The sequence below is a fragment of the Nitrospira sp. ND1 genome (assembly GCF_900170025.1).
In the GTDB taxonomy this organism is placed as follows: Bacteria; Nitrospirota; Nitrospiria; order Nitrospirales; family Nitrospiraceae; genus Nitrospira_A.
Map to the genome: position 1 here is coordinate 1732078 of NZ_FWEX01000006.1, position 15229 is coordinate 1747306.

Genomic DNA, 15229 nt, shown 5'->3' on the forward strand with positions numbered 1-15229 from the left:
AGAGTCGGTTCACACAAGGAGGTGGCAGGATGAGCATGATGAGTGAATTTAAAGAGTTCGCCGTAAAGGGCAATGTGCTCGATATGGCTGTGGGAGTCATCATCGGAGGCGCGTTCGGAAAAATCGTATCGTCCGTCGTCAGCGACATCCTGATGCCGCCCATCGGTCTCCTGATGGGGAAAGTGGATTTCTCCAGCCTCTTTATCCCCTTGACCGAGGATGCCAAAGGGAAATCGCTGGCCGCAGCCAAAGCCGCCGGTGCTGCCACCATCAACTACGGCGTCTTCTTGCAAACCCTGCTCGATTTTACGATTCTGGCCTTCGTCATTTTCATGGTGATCAAACAAATGAACCGCTTCAAGAAAACGGCCCCTCCAGGCCCGCCCCCTGCGCCGCCCAAGGAAGAAGCGTTACTGACGGAGATTCGGGATCTCTTGAAGAATCAACGCCACTAATTCGCGCTCGCGCAGGACTCATCCCCGCTGCCTGGGATAAACCCGGCAGCTCCGATATTTTTGAAGGAGGATTGCATGACCACACTCCGTACCATTCCTGTACTGTTGAGCACCCTGCTGCTCGCCTCGTGCGCAACGGCCCCGTCCCCTAACGACTCGGCCAGCCGAGCCTTGAATGAAATGAAAGCCGTCGCCAAACCGCTCCCGCCCAAACCAGACCCGAAAGATGCACGAATTGCCGAACTCGAGCGGCAGAAAGCAGCTCTCGAAGCGGAACTGGCACAGGTTCGTTCTTCCCTCACCGGCGATCTGGACCAGGCAAAAGCCCGAACCAGTGCGCTCGAATCACAACTCAGCCAGCGCGACCAGGAATTAGCCTCACTTCGGAACGCCTCAGGCGACAAGGAGCGACTCGCCGGCCAGTTGTCGGATGTCGAACGTCAGCTGTCAGCGAAAGACCAGGAGCTCGCGGCCCTCAGGGGCAGCGCCGGAGACAAGGACCGCCTTGCCGCACAACTGGCGGCACTCCAGGGGCAACTATCCACCAAGGATCAGGAGCTTGCCGGACTGAAAGGGAACGCGGGAGATCGGGACCGCTTGTCGTCCGAGCTCGCGCAAGCCAAACAACGGATCACTGAACTGGAGCGACAACTGGAGGCCAAGCATCACGAACTGGCAGCGTCGAAAAATGCCGCAGGCGACCGGGAAAAAATCGTTGCAGACCTCGCAGCGGCCAAACAGCGGGCCTCGGACCTCGAGAGTGAGCTCGCGCGCAGAGACCAGGAAATGGCTTCCCTCAAAGGCGCGTTGGATCAACAAAAAACCAGTCTGGCGGAAGCAAAGGACGATTTATCGAAACTGCTGCAGGCGGAAGTGGCCAAAGGCAACGTGACCATGAAGCAGTTGGGAGATCAGCTCACCTTGGGGCTTGCCACCACGTTGCTGTTCGACTCCGGCGAAGCGACACTTAAGCCGGGGGGAGCCGATGTCTTGCACCGTATCGGTGGCGTGCTCAAACAATACCCCGATCGTTCAATTCATGTGGCCGGCCACACCGATAACGTGCCCATCAAGGGCAGACTGGCCAAGACGTATCCAACCAATGTCGAACTGTCTCAAGCGCGCGCCGAAAGTGCGCGTCAGGCGCTGACCGAGGGGGGCATGGCCCCGGACAAGATCGAAGCCAAAGGGCGTGCCGACAGCCGGCCGATTGCGAGCAATACGACCGCCGAAGGACGGCAGAAGAATCGACGCGTCGAAATCGTCGTCGGACACTAACCGGCTACCCGCAGCTCCACCAGCCTTGCATCAGCCCCAGGAACGCGATAGATTGCTGTCGTGTTCTTGGGGCCGGCATGTCACTCAACAGATTCTGTCGGGACGCATGGCTCACACCAACTGATCATCATCCGTCAGCTCGGTCACAGTCGCCTTCTTTTCTTGACTGCGGTGGCTTCTCTCGGGCGACTGTCGCCCCCATGCAACCGGCGCCGTCTTCCTATCAATGACCGGGGAGAGATCGTATGAGACGAGCAGTATGGGCGCTCATGGTTCTCAGTTCCCTCGCCGCAGGCTGTGAAACCGCTCCGCACGTCCAGCCCATCGCATCGAGCCCAGCGACCGTAGAATCGAAGCTGCTGGCCCTTCAACAGGAGCGAGAACAGCTGTTGACCACGCTGGGTGAATTCCACGATCGCATTCGCGACCTCGAAAGCAAACTGGGAGACCGCCAGAGTCAACCCGCCGCGGCATCGTACGACCAATTGCTCAGCGCGAAGGAAGCGGAACTTGTCGAACTGAGGCGGTTAGCACCGGAACGCGATCGACTCACCGGCCAATTGACGACCGCCGCCAACGAGCTCATCCAGGCTCGCCAACGAATCGGGACGCTTGAACAACAGCTGGCCACGCGCGACAAAGATCTGGCTGCCCTCCAGACCCGGGCAACGGCCGTCGCCGACCTGGAAGTCGCCCGACGCAGGATCTCGGAGCTGGAAGCGCACATCGCCCGTCAAGACCGCGATCTCCACACAGTTCGTACGGGGTCCGCAGAACGGGACAGCCTGGCGGCTCAACTACAAACCGCCACCGCCACCATCGAATCCTTAAAAGCCCGTATCAGCGCACTCGATCAGCAACTCAAAGACCGCGAGCAGGCCTATGAAACGGTTCGATCGCGCCTCATGGAACGCGACAAGCTAGTGCCCCAATACAATGCGATGATTGCAGAAATTTACCAGGCCAGACACCGCATCGCAGCGCTCGAACAGCGCCTGAACGAGAAGGGGCGAGATCTGTCGCCGCGGCAGAAGGGGACTCAACTCACCACCAGTCAGCGCGACGGAGGACCGCTGAACCAGCGCTCCGGCGCTGCCAACCAATCTCTTGGCGACACGGCCAAATCGATACCCGATGGGAAATCAGCCCCCCAGGGAAAGGACTCCACACGCAGCGGTGTTGCATTTCCAGGAAACCCCGCTCAGGCTGAGGCTCGGAGCGGAAGCTTTGCGGCGGTGAAAGAAGAACTTCTCAAAGTCCTGCCGGGCGACAATAGACAGAAAACGATCAGCATGAGGCAGGATGGAAATCGATTAACGGTCGCGCTGGACAGCAACTTGCTGTTCACATCGGGTGACGCTGCGCTGAGCCCGGAAGGCGCAACTATCCTCAAACGCATCGGTGCGGTCCTGGGACAGCTTTCAGACAAGTTCGTGCAGGTCGCAGGACACACCGACAATCAAGCACTCAGCAAAACGCTTCAAAAAACCTTCCCCGACAATAAGGCGCTCTCATGGGCTCGCGCTGAAAATGCCCGCAGGGCACTGGTCAATGGAGGGATACCCGCTGACAGGACGAAGGCCGTCGGGCTGGCCGATACACGCCCGCTCACATCCAATGCCACCGAGCAGGGCAGGCAGAAAAATCGCCGCCTCGAATTGATCATCGTCCAGGGGCCGACTGTTGCCGCGACGGTCGAGGAGTCGAGGCCCGGGCAGGTTCGACTCGCGACCCTCAGCGCAACACCTTAGCCTGTCACACAAACGGAATCGCCGCGTACTGACGACTCGCCACCGTCACATCACGGCCTGTTCGCTACAACTGACAGACACCAGCGTGAACAGGCGCCGCAAGGCGGTCGCCTGGAACCGTCGCCAGAATCTTGTAATGCCCAAGCCCCAGCTCCTTTCCGTAGGCTTCCCCGACCAGCACATCCTGCATATGCTGATGGTTTGAGGCCTGGAAGTAGGACCGTCCCTCTTTCAGCCCGTCAAACTCGCGCCCCTCCAACGCCTTAATGAGTGCGGCAGCGTTCGTCGTTCCTGCTCGTTGAATCGCCTCAAGGATCTGCGTCATGGCGGCATACCCAAGATAGCAGCGCGAAGTTGGCGTGTGATTGTATTTGTCGACGACTGCTCGAATAAACTGCCTGGATCCTTCCGTGTTGACCTTTGGATCCCAGATGAGCCCCCAAATGCCGGCGTTGTTGGCATAACCGAGGGGCCGTCCAATTTGTTCACCCGCAATCATCCCACCCACGCCGATCTTCTCCTTCGCAAAATCAAGTTTAGTGTATGCCTTCAGTGCGTGGACTAAATCCCATCCATAGAGATTGAGCACCACCAGCGTCGGATGTTTGTCCTTGGCGGCCGTGAACGCCGCAGTGAAGTCCGTCGCCCCGAAAGGCACTAGTGTCTCCCCCACAAACTCAACGCCATGAGCCTGGCCGGCCGTCACCATGGCCTGCGCCATGGCTTTGCCGTCCAATGAGCTGGTCGTCAGCATATACCAGCGGGTACCGTAGGCCTTGACCAAGTGGGGCACGACAGCCTGCGCCATCATCGAGGCATTCGGCATAAACACGAAGGTATGCGAGCTGCACGCGGCTCCGGTCAGTTCGGGGAGAAGGGAGCCCGTGACCATGAACAGCTTGTTCTCCTTCTTCGCCAACTCCGAAACCACAAGCGCACAATCCGCATTAAACGTGCCCATCAGGACATCAACCTGATCGTCCTGCACAAACTTTGTGGCAGCTTTGATCGCCGTCTCAGGATTGGAGGCATCATCGGCCTCGAGAATCACTACCGGCCGCCCCAACACACCACCACGTTTATTGAAGAGATCGACGGCCACATTGGCACCATGAACATCATGAATGGAGGAGGTCTTGTACGGGCTCGAGAGCGGATCGAGAATTCCGATCTTGATCGGCTCTGCGGAAAACGCCACTGCGTGATCGGACGACGCACCGAGCACACGGTCGGCCAAATCGCTAAAAAGCAGCGCGCCGCCGGTCATGGCTGATAGTTGCAAGAAACGTCTGCGTGAGATCCTATTCATACACTTGATCCCCCCTGGTTTTCATTCGCCCTCCCAGGCGCCACGACCCCGATGGTAAGGCCATGATCACACCGAGAGGGATTGTCTCTCTTAACAGAGTCATCTATGTTTTCACAGCACGAAGTTAGACCTCGGGGACGACGAGCTCCTCTCACAATGGGCAAGATATAGCCCTCGCGAGTGATGGTCGTCAGAACAACTGGGGGAGCCGGGCAGGAATCTTCCTGGAGTGCGGGGGATTCACATATCCTTCGCTAGTTGCGGCACGAGGACGAAGCGGGACTGAGAACACGCATCTCAGCCTCCATCCCGGTAACCGCGGCTGGAATGTACCGGGAGAGTGTGAATGACGGGTTAGCTGTACTGGTCTTCGGTGTAGACCTGCTTAATCGACCAGAATACTGCCTCTTTTAGCTTCTTGATCTGAGGGTCTGGGGGATCGTTGCGGATCTTCTGCAGTTTCCTATCGAGTGCAAACAGTGGCTCAACCGATCGCCGGTCGGGAACCCGCCCCAATGCCCAGGCAATCTCCGTCTGAACAGCGATGTCAATGCCAGGCGCGTCCAACATCTCAAGCAGCGGCGGCACCACTCTCGGGTCACTATGGGTGTTCCCAAGATCGCCCAACCCCTTAGCCGCCGCTGCCTGCAAGTCAGGCTGTTTGGAGTGCTTCAGGATCTCGATGAGCACTGGGATTCCCTCCTTCCCCATATTGCCCAACGCCACCGCTGCTTGCTTCGCCAAGTCCTTATCCTTCAGCGCCTCTGTCAGATGAGGCAATGCTTCATCGGCCACCATCTCTCCCAGGAGGGAAATAATCTTCAATTTCCGGAGCTGGCTGGTGTCCGGAGAATCCATCAACTTCAGCAGTCGATCCGGCTGCCCCCATTCGGCCGTCAAGAAGAGCGGAAATTCATACTTCTCTAACTCGACCTGGAGCGCGGTCAGGGCATAGGGACCGGGCGCGCCACCCTGAGCCGATTGAGCGGCCTGATTGGCATCTTCAAATTCCGTCCGAACCTCCTTCTGCCATTTGATCTTCATCCCTCCCAAAGCATATGTCACCTGACACGCCGGTCCCTTCCACAGGCGAGAAGGGGCATCCAGTAAATCATTGTCTCCACCGGCCGCCGCGGTACCTTCCCACGTCTTACGTTGCTCGCACTTTACCCGGACGACGACATCGTGCGGAAGGGCGGGATCCGCAATGGCTGCATAGCCCATTTCCTTCATACGTCGCGTGACAACTTCTCTGATTCCCTCGGGGTTACCAGCGCCCGTATCAGTAAGCGCGATCACCTCAACGAGGACCGTCTGGATATTTGTCAGTTGCGCCTTTTGCGTTTCACTAAAGTAGTCCCGATAGGCCCATGCTGTAGAGCCGATGCCAAGGAGAAGCAGAAGGAAGATAGCTGCGGCAAAGGAAGCGCTCCGCGTCATATGGACTTCCTCCTTTCCAATAGGGTCTTGATGAAGGTCCATGCAACAAAGAATCGACACTTCATTATACGCTCCAAGGCCTCCCGACTCTACGAAGGAACGCCAAGCATCGACCTGAACCGACAGCCCACAGTCCCCCGCCCAGCCACGTTATCCTCAGCATCCTTTTTCCACTCCGACCGACAGGCCAACACGCAGGCCCCACCTGCGTATGGGTTGACAGGCAGACTCGTTCGACGGTACAAAATGTCATTATTCATCGTGCCTTTCCACGCGCAGGCACATTCCTTATGTAGCATCGGTGAGCAACCTAGTACTCAGCGTCGCGCGAGAGTGGCGGAACTGGCAGACGCGCGAGACTTAGGATCTCGTGGGTAACCGTGGGGGTTCAAGTCCCCCCTCTCGCACCACCTCTCACAGATCCGTATGGCGCAAATAACTTTTCGGACCCGGAGGACGTGAACAGCTTTATGAAAATGGAAATGACCGAACTCGGCCCCATGAAGCGGGCCCTCAAAATTGAAGTCCCGGCAGATGAAGTGAACCTGCGCTTTGTTCAGGCCTACTCTGAATTGAACCGGCAGGTTCGCATTCCCGGATTCAGACCCGGCAAGGCTCCGCTCCAGTTACTTGAGAAGCGATATGCAAAGACGATCGAAGAGGACGTGATTCGCAGCCTGGTCCCGGATTATTATGATCGAGCCATCCGCCAAGCGGGCATCGTTCCGGTTCTCGTAGAAATTCCGCCACTGGAACGGGTCAAAGTCAAAAAAGACACGCCTTTTAGCTTTACCGCAACCGTTGAAATCAAGCCGACCATCGAGCTTCGAGATTACAAAGCTCCGAATCCTATCTCCCTCAAACAGGATCAGAGAACGGTCTCGGATGAACAGGTCCACAAAGCCCTCGACGTTCTCCGCGAGCAAATGGCCCAATTACATCCTGCTCCCGCCGGAACAACATTGGCCGATGGCGACTATGCGGTCTTAGATATTGAAGGAACCTTGGATGGCAAGCCACTCGAAGGAACGACCAAAGAAGGGTACCTTCACAAAATGGGCTCACATGCCTCCGTCCTTGGCATCGACATTGAATCTCATCTCCCAGGTAAAAAGGAAGGTGAGGCGATAACTATTCCACAAGCCTATCCCGCGACACACCCTGATACTCGCGTCGCCGGCAAGACCGTGAGCTTTCGCTGTACCATCAAGTCCGTAAAGCAGAAACAGCTCCCCGCGCTAGACGACGAGTTCGCAAAGGATTGCGGTCCCTACCAATCATTGCAGGAAATCCGAGAGAAGCTTCGCACCGAAATGGAACGGGCCCTGAAGAAAGATATCGAGGATAGCTACAAGGACACCATCTTAAAGCGACTGGCTGAAACCCATCATTTTGAACTTCCCGGAACACTGGTTGAGCGAGAGCTGTCGGCCATGGTCCGGCAACAATTGCAATCCCGCCAGCGGAAATCCGGCGACAATCCCGACACTTCACCTACCGCGCCTCAAACAGAGGACGCCAAGAAACTCCAGGATGAACTGCGCCCAGAGGCCGAACGGCGCGTCAAGGTTGGACTTATCCTTGAGGCACTGGCGGCGAAGGAAAGCATCACCGTCACGAATGAGGATCTTGGCAACGAAATCACGAGGCTCGCTGCGGAGGTCAAACTCTCGGTCGAAGAAGTCACCCGCATGATTCAAGCCGGTGGGCAAGACACCCTAGACGACCTTCGATCTCGTATTTTGGCCGATAAAGCTTTGGATTTTGTCTACAAGCACGCAATGATCCAGGGGTAGCATAGTCGGCTGCCATGAGTTGCAGAACTGGATAACCAGGCGGTGATCACCAAAATCCAGGTTAATTGAGTATGGTAAACTGAAGAGTTTCCACCTGTCAGGCCTCTAGCGGAAAGGATTCAGCTGAATGCTAGTTCCGATTGTCATCGAACAGACGAACCGCGGTGAACGTGCCTATGACATTTACTCACGCCTGCTTAAAGACCGCATCATCTTTCTCGGCGCACCGATCGATGACGTCTTTGCAAACCTGATTATCGCTCAACTGCTGTTCCTGGAAGCCGAAGACCCTGAGAAGGATATCAATCTGTACATCAATTCTCCCGGGGGAAGTGTCACGGCTGGACTTGGCATCTACGATACGATGCAATACGTCAAACCTGCCATCAATACGATCTGCTTAGGCCAAGCTGCCAGCATGGGCGCCTTCCTCCTGACAGCCGGCACAAAGGGCAAGCGCTACGCTTTGCCGAATGCCCGAGTCATGATCCATCAGCCGATGGGAGGATTTCAGGGCCAGGCCACGGAGATTGATATTCACGCGCGCGAGATCCTGAAGATTCGCGAACGCCTGAACGAAATCATGGCTAAACACACCGGGCAGCCACTCGACAAAATTTCGCAGGACACCGAGCGAGATTATTTCATGTCGAGCGAAGAAGCAAAGCGGTATGGATTGATCGATGAAGTTATCACACGCCCCCTGAAGAGCCTCAAGCCCGTAGGGTCCACGGACTCAGGGAAGGACGGCGGCAAGAGCTAGTTGACCTTTGGTGTACAGGAGGCAGCATGGCTAAGCAAGAAAAGATTGATCGGCACCTGCGATGCTCGTTTTGCGGGAAAAGCCGTGACGAAGTGCGTAAGCTCATCGCCGGTCCCACCGTCTACATTTGCGATGAATGTGTCAACCTCTGCAACGACATCATTGCGGAGGATTGGGAAGAGGCTAAGGAAGAAATATCTTCGAAGCTGAAGAAACCTGCCGAAATCAAACACCACCTTGATCAATACGTGGTGGGGCAGGATCGTGCCAAGCGAATCCTCTCCGTTGCCGTACACAACCACTACAAGCGCATCTCCGCCAAGGAGAAAGACGTCGACGATGTCGAACTCCAAAAAGGCAATATTCTGGTCATCGGCCCAACCGGCACCGGAAAAACACTCCTGGCTCAAACCCTGGCCAAGTTCCTTGACGTGCCGTTCACCCTTGCGGATGCCACCACGCTCACAGAAGCAGGCTATGTCGGTGAAGACGTTGAGAACATTATCCTAAAACTGCTTCAGGCCGCCGACTACGATGTCGAACGCGCTGAGCGCGGGATTGTATATATCGACGAAATCGACAAGATTAGTAGAAAAAGCGATAGCCCTTCCATCACGAGGGATGTCTCCGGTGAAGGCGTTCAGCAGGCGCTCCTGAAACTTATTGAAGGAACCGTCGCGAACGTGCCGCCGCAAGGTGGGCGCAAGCACCCACATCAAGAGTTCATTCAGGTGAACACCTCAAACATCTTGTTCGTCTGCGGCGGGGCATTTGTCGGGCTTGAGCATATCATCGAACAACGCATGAACAGAAAATCGATGGGGTTCGGAGCGGAAGTCCGAGGCCGCAACGACATCCGATTGGGTGAATTGCTGCCACATGTCCAACCGGAGGATCTCCTGAAGTATGGATTGATCCCGGAGTTCATCGGCCGCTTGCCGGTCGTCGCCACCCTGGATGAACTCGACGAGCAGGCGTTGATTCGCATCCTTACCGAGCCCCGAAATGCGCTCACCAAGCAATATGAAAAGTTGCTTTCCTTCGAGAAAGTCAAGCTCCGTTTTACGGAGGGAGCCCTGAGCGCCGTTGCACGGAAAGCCTTCACACAAAAGACCGGTGCACGCGGGTTACGCTCAATCCTAGAAGAGGCCATGCTCGACGTGATGTACGATGCGCCTTCGCAGAAACAAATTAAGGAAGTCGTCATAACCGAAGACGCTATCAGCGGAAAACACGCTCCGATCCGGATCTTTGAGCAGGATAAGGACGTGAAGAGCGCATAGCTTTCCCGTGGCAGTTTATTCTCACCACTAGCTTTACTCCTTCCAGAGGGGGCCTCGCGCCCCCTCTGTTTATGCTCCCCCGGGGCAGCACTTCAGGCGTGCCTTCACCAACCCACTTCCCCAAATCTTAGGTTTTTGTCGACAAGATCATTTCGTGCGGTATACTTGCGGAAAGATGGATATCCTCCCACTGGTGCCTTTTCCGAAGGGCGGCGCATGTGAAATTCCCAGTCGTATCCAGCAATAGACACAAGGGCAAAACACTTGAGATTGATTCCTCCAAAGAAGTGATCACCTTGGTGGGCATCAACGGCGAGCCAATGGGAAGCCTGGCCTGGGACTTTCTCGTCGATCAAATTCTGACCTACCGGAAACCTCAGCAGTCCCGTGAGGCGCGATCTGAGCCTCGCATCTCACTCTCAATACGGGTCAAATACCACACCCCCGAGGGCACTCAATTCGAAAGTCGAGCGGGCGGGATCGGCGGAGGAGGCTTATTTATCGAGAGCTTTACGCCCTTAGCCGTGGGAACGAAGCTCGCCATGGAGTTTACTCTGCCGGAAAGTCCGGGCGAGTGGTTGTCGGCCAAAGGCGTGATCGCGTGGGTTTGTCCGAAAGCCGACCAATATACATTTAGCCCGGGAATGGGCGTCCGCTTCAGCGACATCGCGGCGGAAACACGAAATCGAGTACTCAGCCTGGTTCATTCCGTCAAGAGCATCACCCAGGACGAACCAAAGTAAACAACTCCTATACAACACCGCAATTCGAAACTCCCCAATACACACACAAGAGATCTGAGCCAAGGATGAAGTTTCCCGTTACCGCCACTCGCGAACACCAAGGGAAGACGCTCAGCATTGACTGTGACCAAGAAACCCTGTCTCTATTCGATGACACCGGCCAACGCCTCAGCATACTTACCTGGGGCACGTTGATCGAACACATGCTCTCGGTCGACGAAGACGCACGCTTCGCCCATAGCCGTGCGCATCCCCGAGCGCCCCTCGCAATCAAGGTACACTGCACCACTGGCGATGGAAAACACTTCGACAGTCTGACGGGCGGGATCAGCGGAGGCGGACTATTTATTGAAAGTAGTGCACCGTTAGCACCCGGCACTGAATTGAAGGTTGAATTTGCCTTGCCCGACCGGCCAAGTCAGAAATTTGAAACGCGCGCGAAGGTGGCATGGGCACGTTCAAAACCCGAACGATACTTGTTATTCCCCGGAATGGGCATTCAGTTCACCGATATCGACCCGGAAGCACAAGCACGGCTCATTGACTTGGTTGCCTCTCTGAACCGAACTCGTGCGACAGCGTAATCTGTTGCACAGCCCATCGAGCCCATCCACGAACCATCATATCTGGATCCGCCTCGGCCGCCCTCGACAGCTCCACCAAGACCCCGTTATCACCGATTTTGCCTAACCGAAACGCGGCCTCTGCGCGAACGCTTGCCGCCCCATCTGTCCTGAGAAGTGAGCGAAGGTGGGAAACGGCACCAGGATCCCCGCTCTCCCCTAGCGCGGCCGCGACTCCCTGACGCACACGCGCATCCGGATCTCGAAGCGCTTTGATCAGATCAGCGGAGAGCGACACGGTATCCAGGCTGAGCAACGCACGAGTTGCAGCAATACGAGCAGAACCCTGCGGATGCCGAAGAACCGCAAGAGTCTGAGCCTCACGATCCGCAGAAAACTCAATTTCACCGAGAGCCCGCGCCGATGCCATTCGAACCGGCTCAGCAGAATCGGCCAAATGCCCTGCGAGCGCTATCCCACTCTTCCCGTCACCCAGCCGACCGAGTGCGAGAGCCGCAGCTTCGCGGACACGAGCGTCCGGATCATTGAGCGCCACGATCAGACTGGCATTGGAAGACTTATGGCCGACCTTCCCCAAAGCCTCTGCGGCAGTGCGCCGGACGTCCGAGTCTGGGTCGGCAAGCAACTCAACGAGGCGTCCCGATACCGTCTCCGGAGCCTCCGATGGAGTATCGACGTAACACCCGTACACCACGGAGCACAGCAGCAGCCAGAAGAAGAATTGGAGTCGAAAATAAGAACGCATCGGGGAAGCCGAACGTATATGAGTGAGAGAATTCAACGGAATTGAAACGTCTATCCTCGCGGGCAGAAAAGAACCTAAGCCCGCACGTAACTACGAAATTGGAATGCAGGTTCGAGATGAGACACTTGGGTGGATCGCCCAGGATACCAACCAGCAAGACGCAAGCAAAAAAGAACCGGTCGACTTCCTAATTCGACGAGGCCCCGGAATCACCCGCGCAGGGGAAAAGAATTATTAGCCTCTCCTACACCGACTTTGCGGAGGCATCGTCATCCAACACAGGTGCCTGCTTGGCTGCCTCGATGGACTGTTCTAGTTCCTTCTGCGCCGAATCCATTTCAGCCCGGATTGTTCGCATTTCGGGATCGACCGAACTTCGCACATCCGCAACCGCCTGACGGAAGGTGCGCACGGCATCCCCCAATCCCTCCCCCAAACCCTGCATGTCCTGGGCTGACAGGCCCGACGGTTGAGCCTGAGCTGCCTTTGTTCGCATGGCTGCCTGAGCCGCCTGCACCCGCGCCACGGCATCCTTGTTCACAATCGCCGACGGACGCTTAGCCACCGGCTTGCTCTGGGCGCCTGGCGGAAGGGGCGGATACTGCGCGCGCATCACTGGGGCAGGAGCCGCCATACGCTCTTCCATCGTCGGAGGCTGGTGACTTTGTGCAACCGCCGACCCCGCTGCCGCTTGCCCCGGCGTGACCGTCGCCACACGCGGTTTCGTTGGTTGAGTCGCTTGCGGACCTTGTGGCCCAGCCGCAGCCATCAGAGCCGCTGTCGTACCTGGAGTCAGCTCAGGTCCCGGCGTGTATGGAGAGGTGGCTTTAGGAGCCGCCGCCGGCGCTACGGTGGCGGGCTGCGCAACCTGTGGAATATCTGCCGCCGGCTGAGCCTGGATCTGAGCAGGCATGGCAGCGGTTTCGTTTTGGTCGGGAGCGTTCTCGGGAGGTGGAATATCATTCACCTCCTTCTTAAACCCTTTGAGCGCCTTGCCGACCCCCTCGCCGATTTGCGGAAGTTTCCCGGCCCCAAAAATGATCAACACAATGACCAGGATGATAATCAACTCGGAAAATCCCATAGTGCCAAACATGTTCGATATCCTTCCTCGGCAGATAGGAGTCAATACAGCGTCAGAGGGCCTCTTCGGCCCTCTGAACTCCCACGATAGCTGCCCGATGCAAAGGGTGTCAAGAAAGGTGGGCGGCCACAGCCGGCCCAGGAATAGCACCGAAGAACCTAGCTCGCAGGGATGGGAATCGGGAGAAGATCGGCCTGAACCGGCTGGCCGTACACCACCGCGTCGCGGGCGGAGAGATACACATCCAGTTCACTCCGAATACCGAACTCATCCGGCAGGTAGATGCCAGGCTCAATCGAAAAGCAGGTGCCCGGCAACAACCGGCGCGCATCCTGCGTCTCCAGATTGTCGATATTCGCGCCGTTACCATGCACTTCCTCACCGATGGAATGGCCGGTTCGGTGCACGAAATATTGCCCGTACCCTGCGTCCTGAATCACCCGGCGGCAGACATCATCCACTTCCCACCCATAGGGGCATTCACCGGCTCGTACACGACCTTGCACAAAGGTGACGGCCGCATCCCGAGCCCGTCGAACAATCTGAAAAATGTCCTGGTGCCGGGCAGGCACAGTCGCCCCGACGAACCCCGTCCAGGTGATATCCGCATAGACCGCCCCTGGTCCAGGCTGTTTAGCCCACAGGTCGATCAGTACAAGGTCACCCTGCCGAATCGGAGCTGATCCTTCGGAAGCCGGCGCGTAATGAGGATCGGCGCTATGCGCATTCACCGCAGCAATCGGCGGACTCGAGGTTACCAAGCCACGGGCCTGCATGCGGGAAAGAATGTATTGCTGTAATCCATATTCAGTCAGGCTGGACCGAGCAGCCAGCGAAGTTCCGACAAATCCAAACGCCTCGTCGACAATTGCGCGTAGCCCTTCGGCTGCCACCTGATGCGACGCCAATTGTGCATCATCCCACACCGCCTCAAATTGCTGAACCAGATCGGCAGAGGTCACCACCTCCGCGCCGAGACTGCGCACCAGATCAATCGTGCCGGCATCCACGCGTGACAGATAGGGAATGGCATTCATCGGCGAATATTGCATCGCGATCCGCTTGGCAGAGTGCAGCAGGGAACCGAGAGCCGCCTGCTGATCGCGCCAAGAGACGTACGCACGCGCGTCTCCGGGCAACCCATCCAGGACATGAGGCTCAATGCGATGCTGGAGCTTCACCGGCGTACCCTGCGCGGGAACCCAATAGTACCAACGCCGCGTGACATGGAGCGAGGGGTCTAACAACAAGACGCGATACGCGATGGGGTCGAGGTGGCGAAAGTCGTAAAAGAGCCACCCATCAAGTCCCGGCTGCTCCCGGATGGCCTGCTGAATACGAATCACCCGTGCGTGAGAACGATCGGCCACGTTCATGCTTGCCATCATAGCGTCATTCCGCCAGCGATACCACTGGGCAATCACGCTGTTCTCTGCCCTCCACGCAATGTTAGAATGAACCGAACCCGCTATGGCTATCGTTCCCTCATCCGATCCCGCGCAGTACCGCGTCACCTTCTTCTTCGGGCCGGAAGCCGTCGAAGAGCGACCGGATCATCTGCGATGCGTCTTCAACGTGAAGAAGCGGAGCTGGAAAGGCGGCGTGCAAGTGGCTGTGGATGTGGCCCGGCGTCACCTCGACCGGGCCCGCGAGCGAATTGGGTATGCCTCCTGGCTGGCTGAACTCATACACAGCGGCCACCAAGAGGAGCGGGAGGAGCTGACCAGCCGCGCCGATGATCTCTTCGTCCAGTCGCTCTGTACCAGTGCGCTCAACTTGGCCCTCCAGGCGGGAATTGAACAGGTGAATCAACAGATCGACGCCGCCACGTTCGCCGACGAACTGCATCAACTCCTCGACGAACAACCGGAACAGGTGACCGATCGAATTCGCCTCGAACTGGACCTGGGTGAGACTTCCGAAATCTGATGCGCAACGGTGTGGCAGCAAAGCCGGAAGGGGTTTGAAAACGGGGGGGAATTTGTTATAACGACAACG

The 15229-nt window shown here is 57.1% G+C and carries 14 protein-coding genes and 1 tRNA gene; 10 read left to right on the forward strand and 5 right to left on the reverse strand.

The annotated features are described in order from the left end of the window. Nucleotides 1-29: 29 nt before the first annotated feature. The 3 genes from mscL to NSND_RS12830 all read left to right on the forward strand — a co-directional run bounded on the left by mscL (nucleotide 30) and on the right by NSND_RS12830 (nucleotide 3484). Nucleotides 30-455, forward strand: coding sequence for a large conductance mechanosensitive channel protein MscL (gene mscL, locus NSND_RS12820; RefSeq protein WP_080879376.1), 426 nt, complete (start codon nucleotides 30-32; stop codon nucleotides 453-455). A 75-nt stretch (nucleotides 456-530) separates the two neighbouring features. Then, nucleotides 531-1733, forward strand: a complete 1203-nt coding sequence (locus NSND_RS12825; RefSeq protein WP_080879377.1) for an OmpA family protein — start codon at nucleotides 531-533, stop codon at nucleotides 1731-1733. A 245-nt stretch (nucleotides 1734-1978) separates the two neighbouring features. Continuing rightward, entirely contained in the window at nucleotides 1979-3484 is a 1506-nt protein-coding gene (locus NSND_RS12830) for an OmpA family protein (protein WP_080879378.1), read from the forward strand. 64 nt (nucleotides 3485-3548) lie between these two features. On the opposite strand, the gene NSND_RS12835 is transcribed toward NSND_RS12830, so the two are convergent. Both NSND_RS12835 and NSND_RS12840 read right to left on the reverse strand, forming a co-directional pair. Then, on the reverse strand, nucleotides 3549-4793 hold the full coding sequence (locus tag NSND_RS12835; RefSeq protein ID WP_080879379.1) for an ABC transporter substrate-binding protein: 1245 nt from the start codon (nucleotides 4791-4793) through the stop codon (nucleotides 3549-3551). Between the two features lie 354 nt (nucleotides 4794-5147). Next, nucleotides 5148-6233 (reverse strand): HEAT repeat domain-containing protein, encoded by a 1086-nt coding sequence (locus NSND_RS12840; RefSeq protein WP_080879380.1) that lies wholly within the window; start codon nucleotides 6231-6233, stop codon nucleotides 5148-5150. A gap of 327 nt (nucleotides 6234-6560) precedes the next feature. On the opposite strand from NSND_RS12840, the gene NSND_RS12845 reads away from it, so the two are divergent. The 6 genes from NSND_RS12845 to NSND_RS12870 all read left to right on the forward strand — a co-directional run bounded on the left by NSND_RS12845 (nucleotide 6561) and on the right by NSND_RS12870 (nucleotide 11402). After that, nucleotides 6561-6643, forward strand: a tRNA-Leu gene (locus NSND_RS12845). Nucleotides 6644-6691: 48 nt separating this feature from the next. Beyond that, nucleotides 6692-8029 (forward strand): trigger factor, encoded by a 1338-nt coding sequence (gene tig, locus NSND_RS12850; protein WP_143833542.1) that lies wholly within the window; start codon nucleotides 6692-6694, stop codon nucleotides 8027-8029. Between the two features lie 127 nt (nucleotides 8030-8156). Beyond that, nucleotides 8157-8792 carry an ATP-dependent Clp endopeptidase proteolytic subunit ClpP gene (gene clpP / locus NSND_RS12855; protein ID WP_013246869.1) on the forward strand — a complete coding sequence of 212 codons (636 nt, stop codon included), beginning with the start codon at nucleotides 8157-8159 and terminating at the stop codon, nucleotides 8790-8792. A gap of 26 nt (nucleotides 8793-8818) precedes the next feature. Beyond that, nucleotides 8819-10075, forward strand: coding sequence for an ATP-dependent Clp protease ATP-binding subunit ClpX (gene clpX / locus NSND_RS12860; protein WP_080879382.1), 1257 nt, complete (start codon nucleotides 8819-8821; stop codon nucleotides 10073-10075). A gap of 218 nt (nucleotides 10076-10293) precedes the next feature. Further along, on the forward strand, nucleotides 10294-10818 hold the full coding sequence (locus NSND_RS12865) for a PilZ domain-containing protein (protein WP_143833543.1): 525 nt from the start codon (nucleotides 10294-10296) through the stop codon (nucleotides 10816-10818). Nucleotides 10819-10883: 65 nt separating this feature from the next. Continuing rightward, nucleotides 10884-11402 carry a PilZ domain-containing protein gene (locus tag NSND_RS12870; protein ID WP_080879384.1) on the forward strand — a complete coding sequence of 173 codons (519 nt, stop codon included), beginning with the start codon at nucleotides 10884-10886 and terminating at the stop codon, nucleotides 11400-11402. Here NSND_RS12870 and NSND_RS12875 read toward each other — a convergent pair. The 3 genes from NSND_RS12875 to NSND_RS12885 form a co-directional block, all read right to left on the reverse strand. After that, entirely contained in the window at nucleotides 11356-12147 is a 792-nt protein-coding gene (locus NSND_RS12875; RefSeq protein ID WP_080879385.1) for a HEAT repeat domain-containing protein, read from the reverse strand. The genes NSND_RS12870 and NSND_RS12875 overlap by 47 nt on opposite strands. 244 nt (nucleotides 12148-12391) lie before the next feature. Next, complete coding sequence (tatA, locus tag NSND_RS21910; RefSeq protein WP_159450773.1) at nucleotides 12392-13243, reverse strand: twin-arginine translocase TatA/TatE family subunit; 852 nt, start codon at nucleotides 13241-13243, stop codon at nucleotides 12392-12394. Nucleotides 13244-13389: 146 nt separating this feature from the next. Beyond that, complete coding sequence (locus NSND_RS12885) at nucleotides 13390-14619, reverse strand: M24 family metallopeptidase (protein ID WP_235000242.1); 1230 nt, start codon at nucleotides 14617-14619, stop codon at nucleotides 13390-13392. 82 nt (nucleotides 14620-14701) lie between these two features. Here NSND_RS12885 and NSND_RS12890 point away from each other — a divergent pair, with 82 nt between their 5' ends. Further along, nucleotides 14702-15160 (forward strand): hypothetical protein, encoded by a 459-nt coding sequence (locus NSND_RS12890; protein WP_080879387.1) that lies wholly within the window; start codon nucleotides 14702-14704, stop codon nucleotides 15158-15160. The last annotated feature ends 69 nt before the right edge of the window (nucleotides 15161-15229 follow it).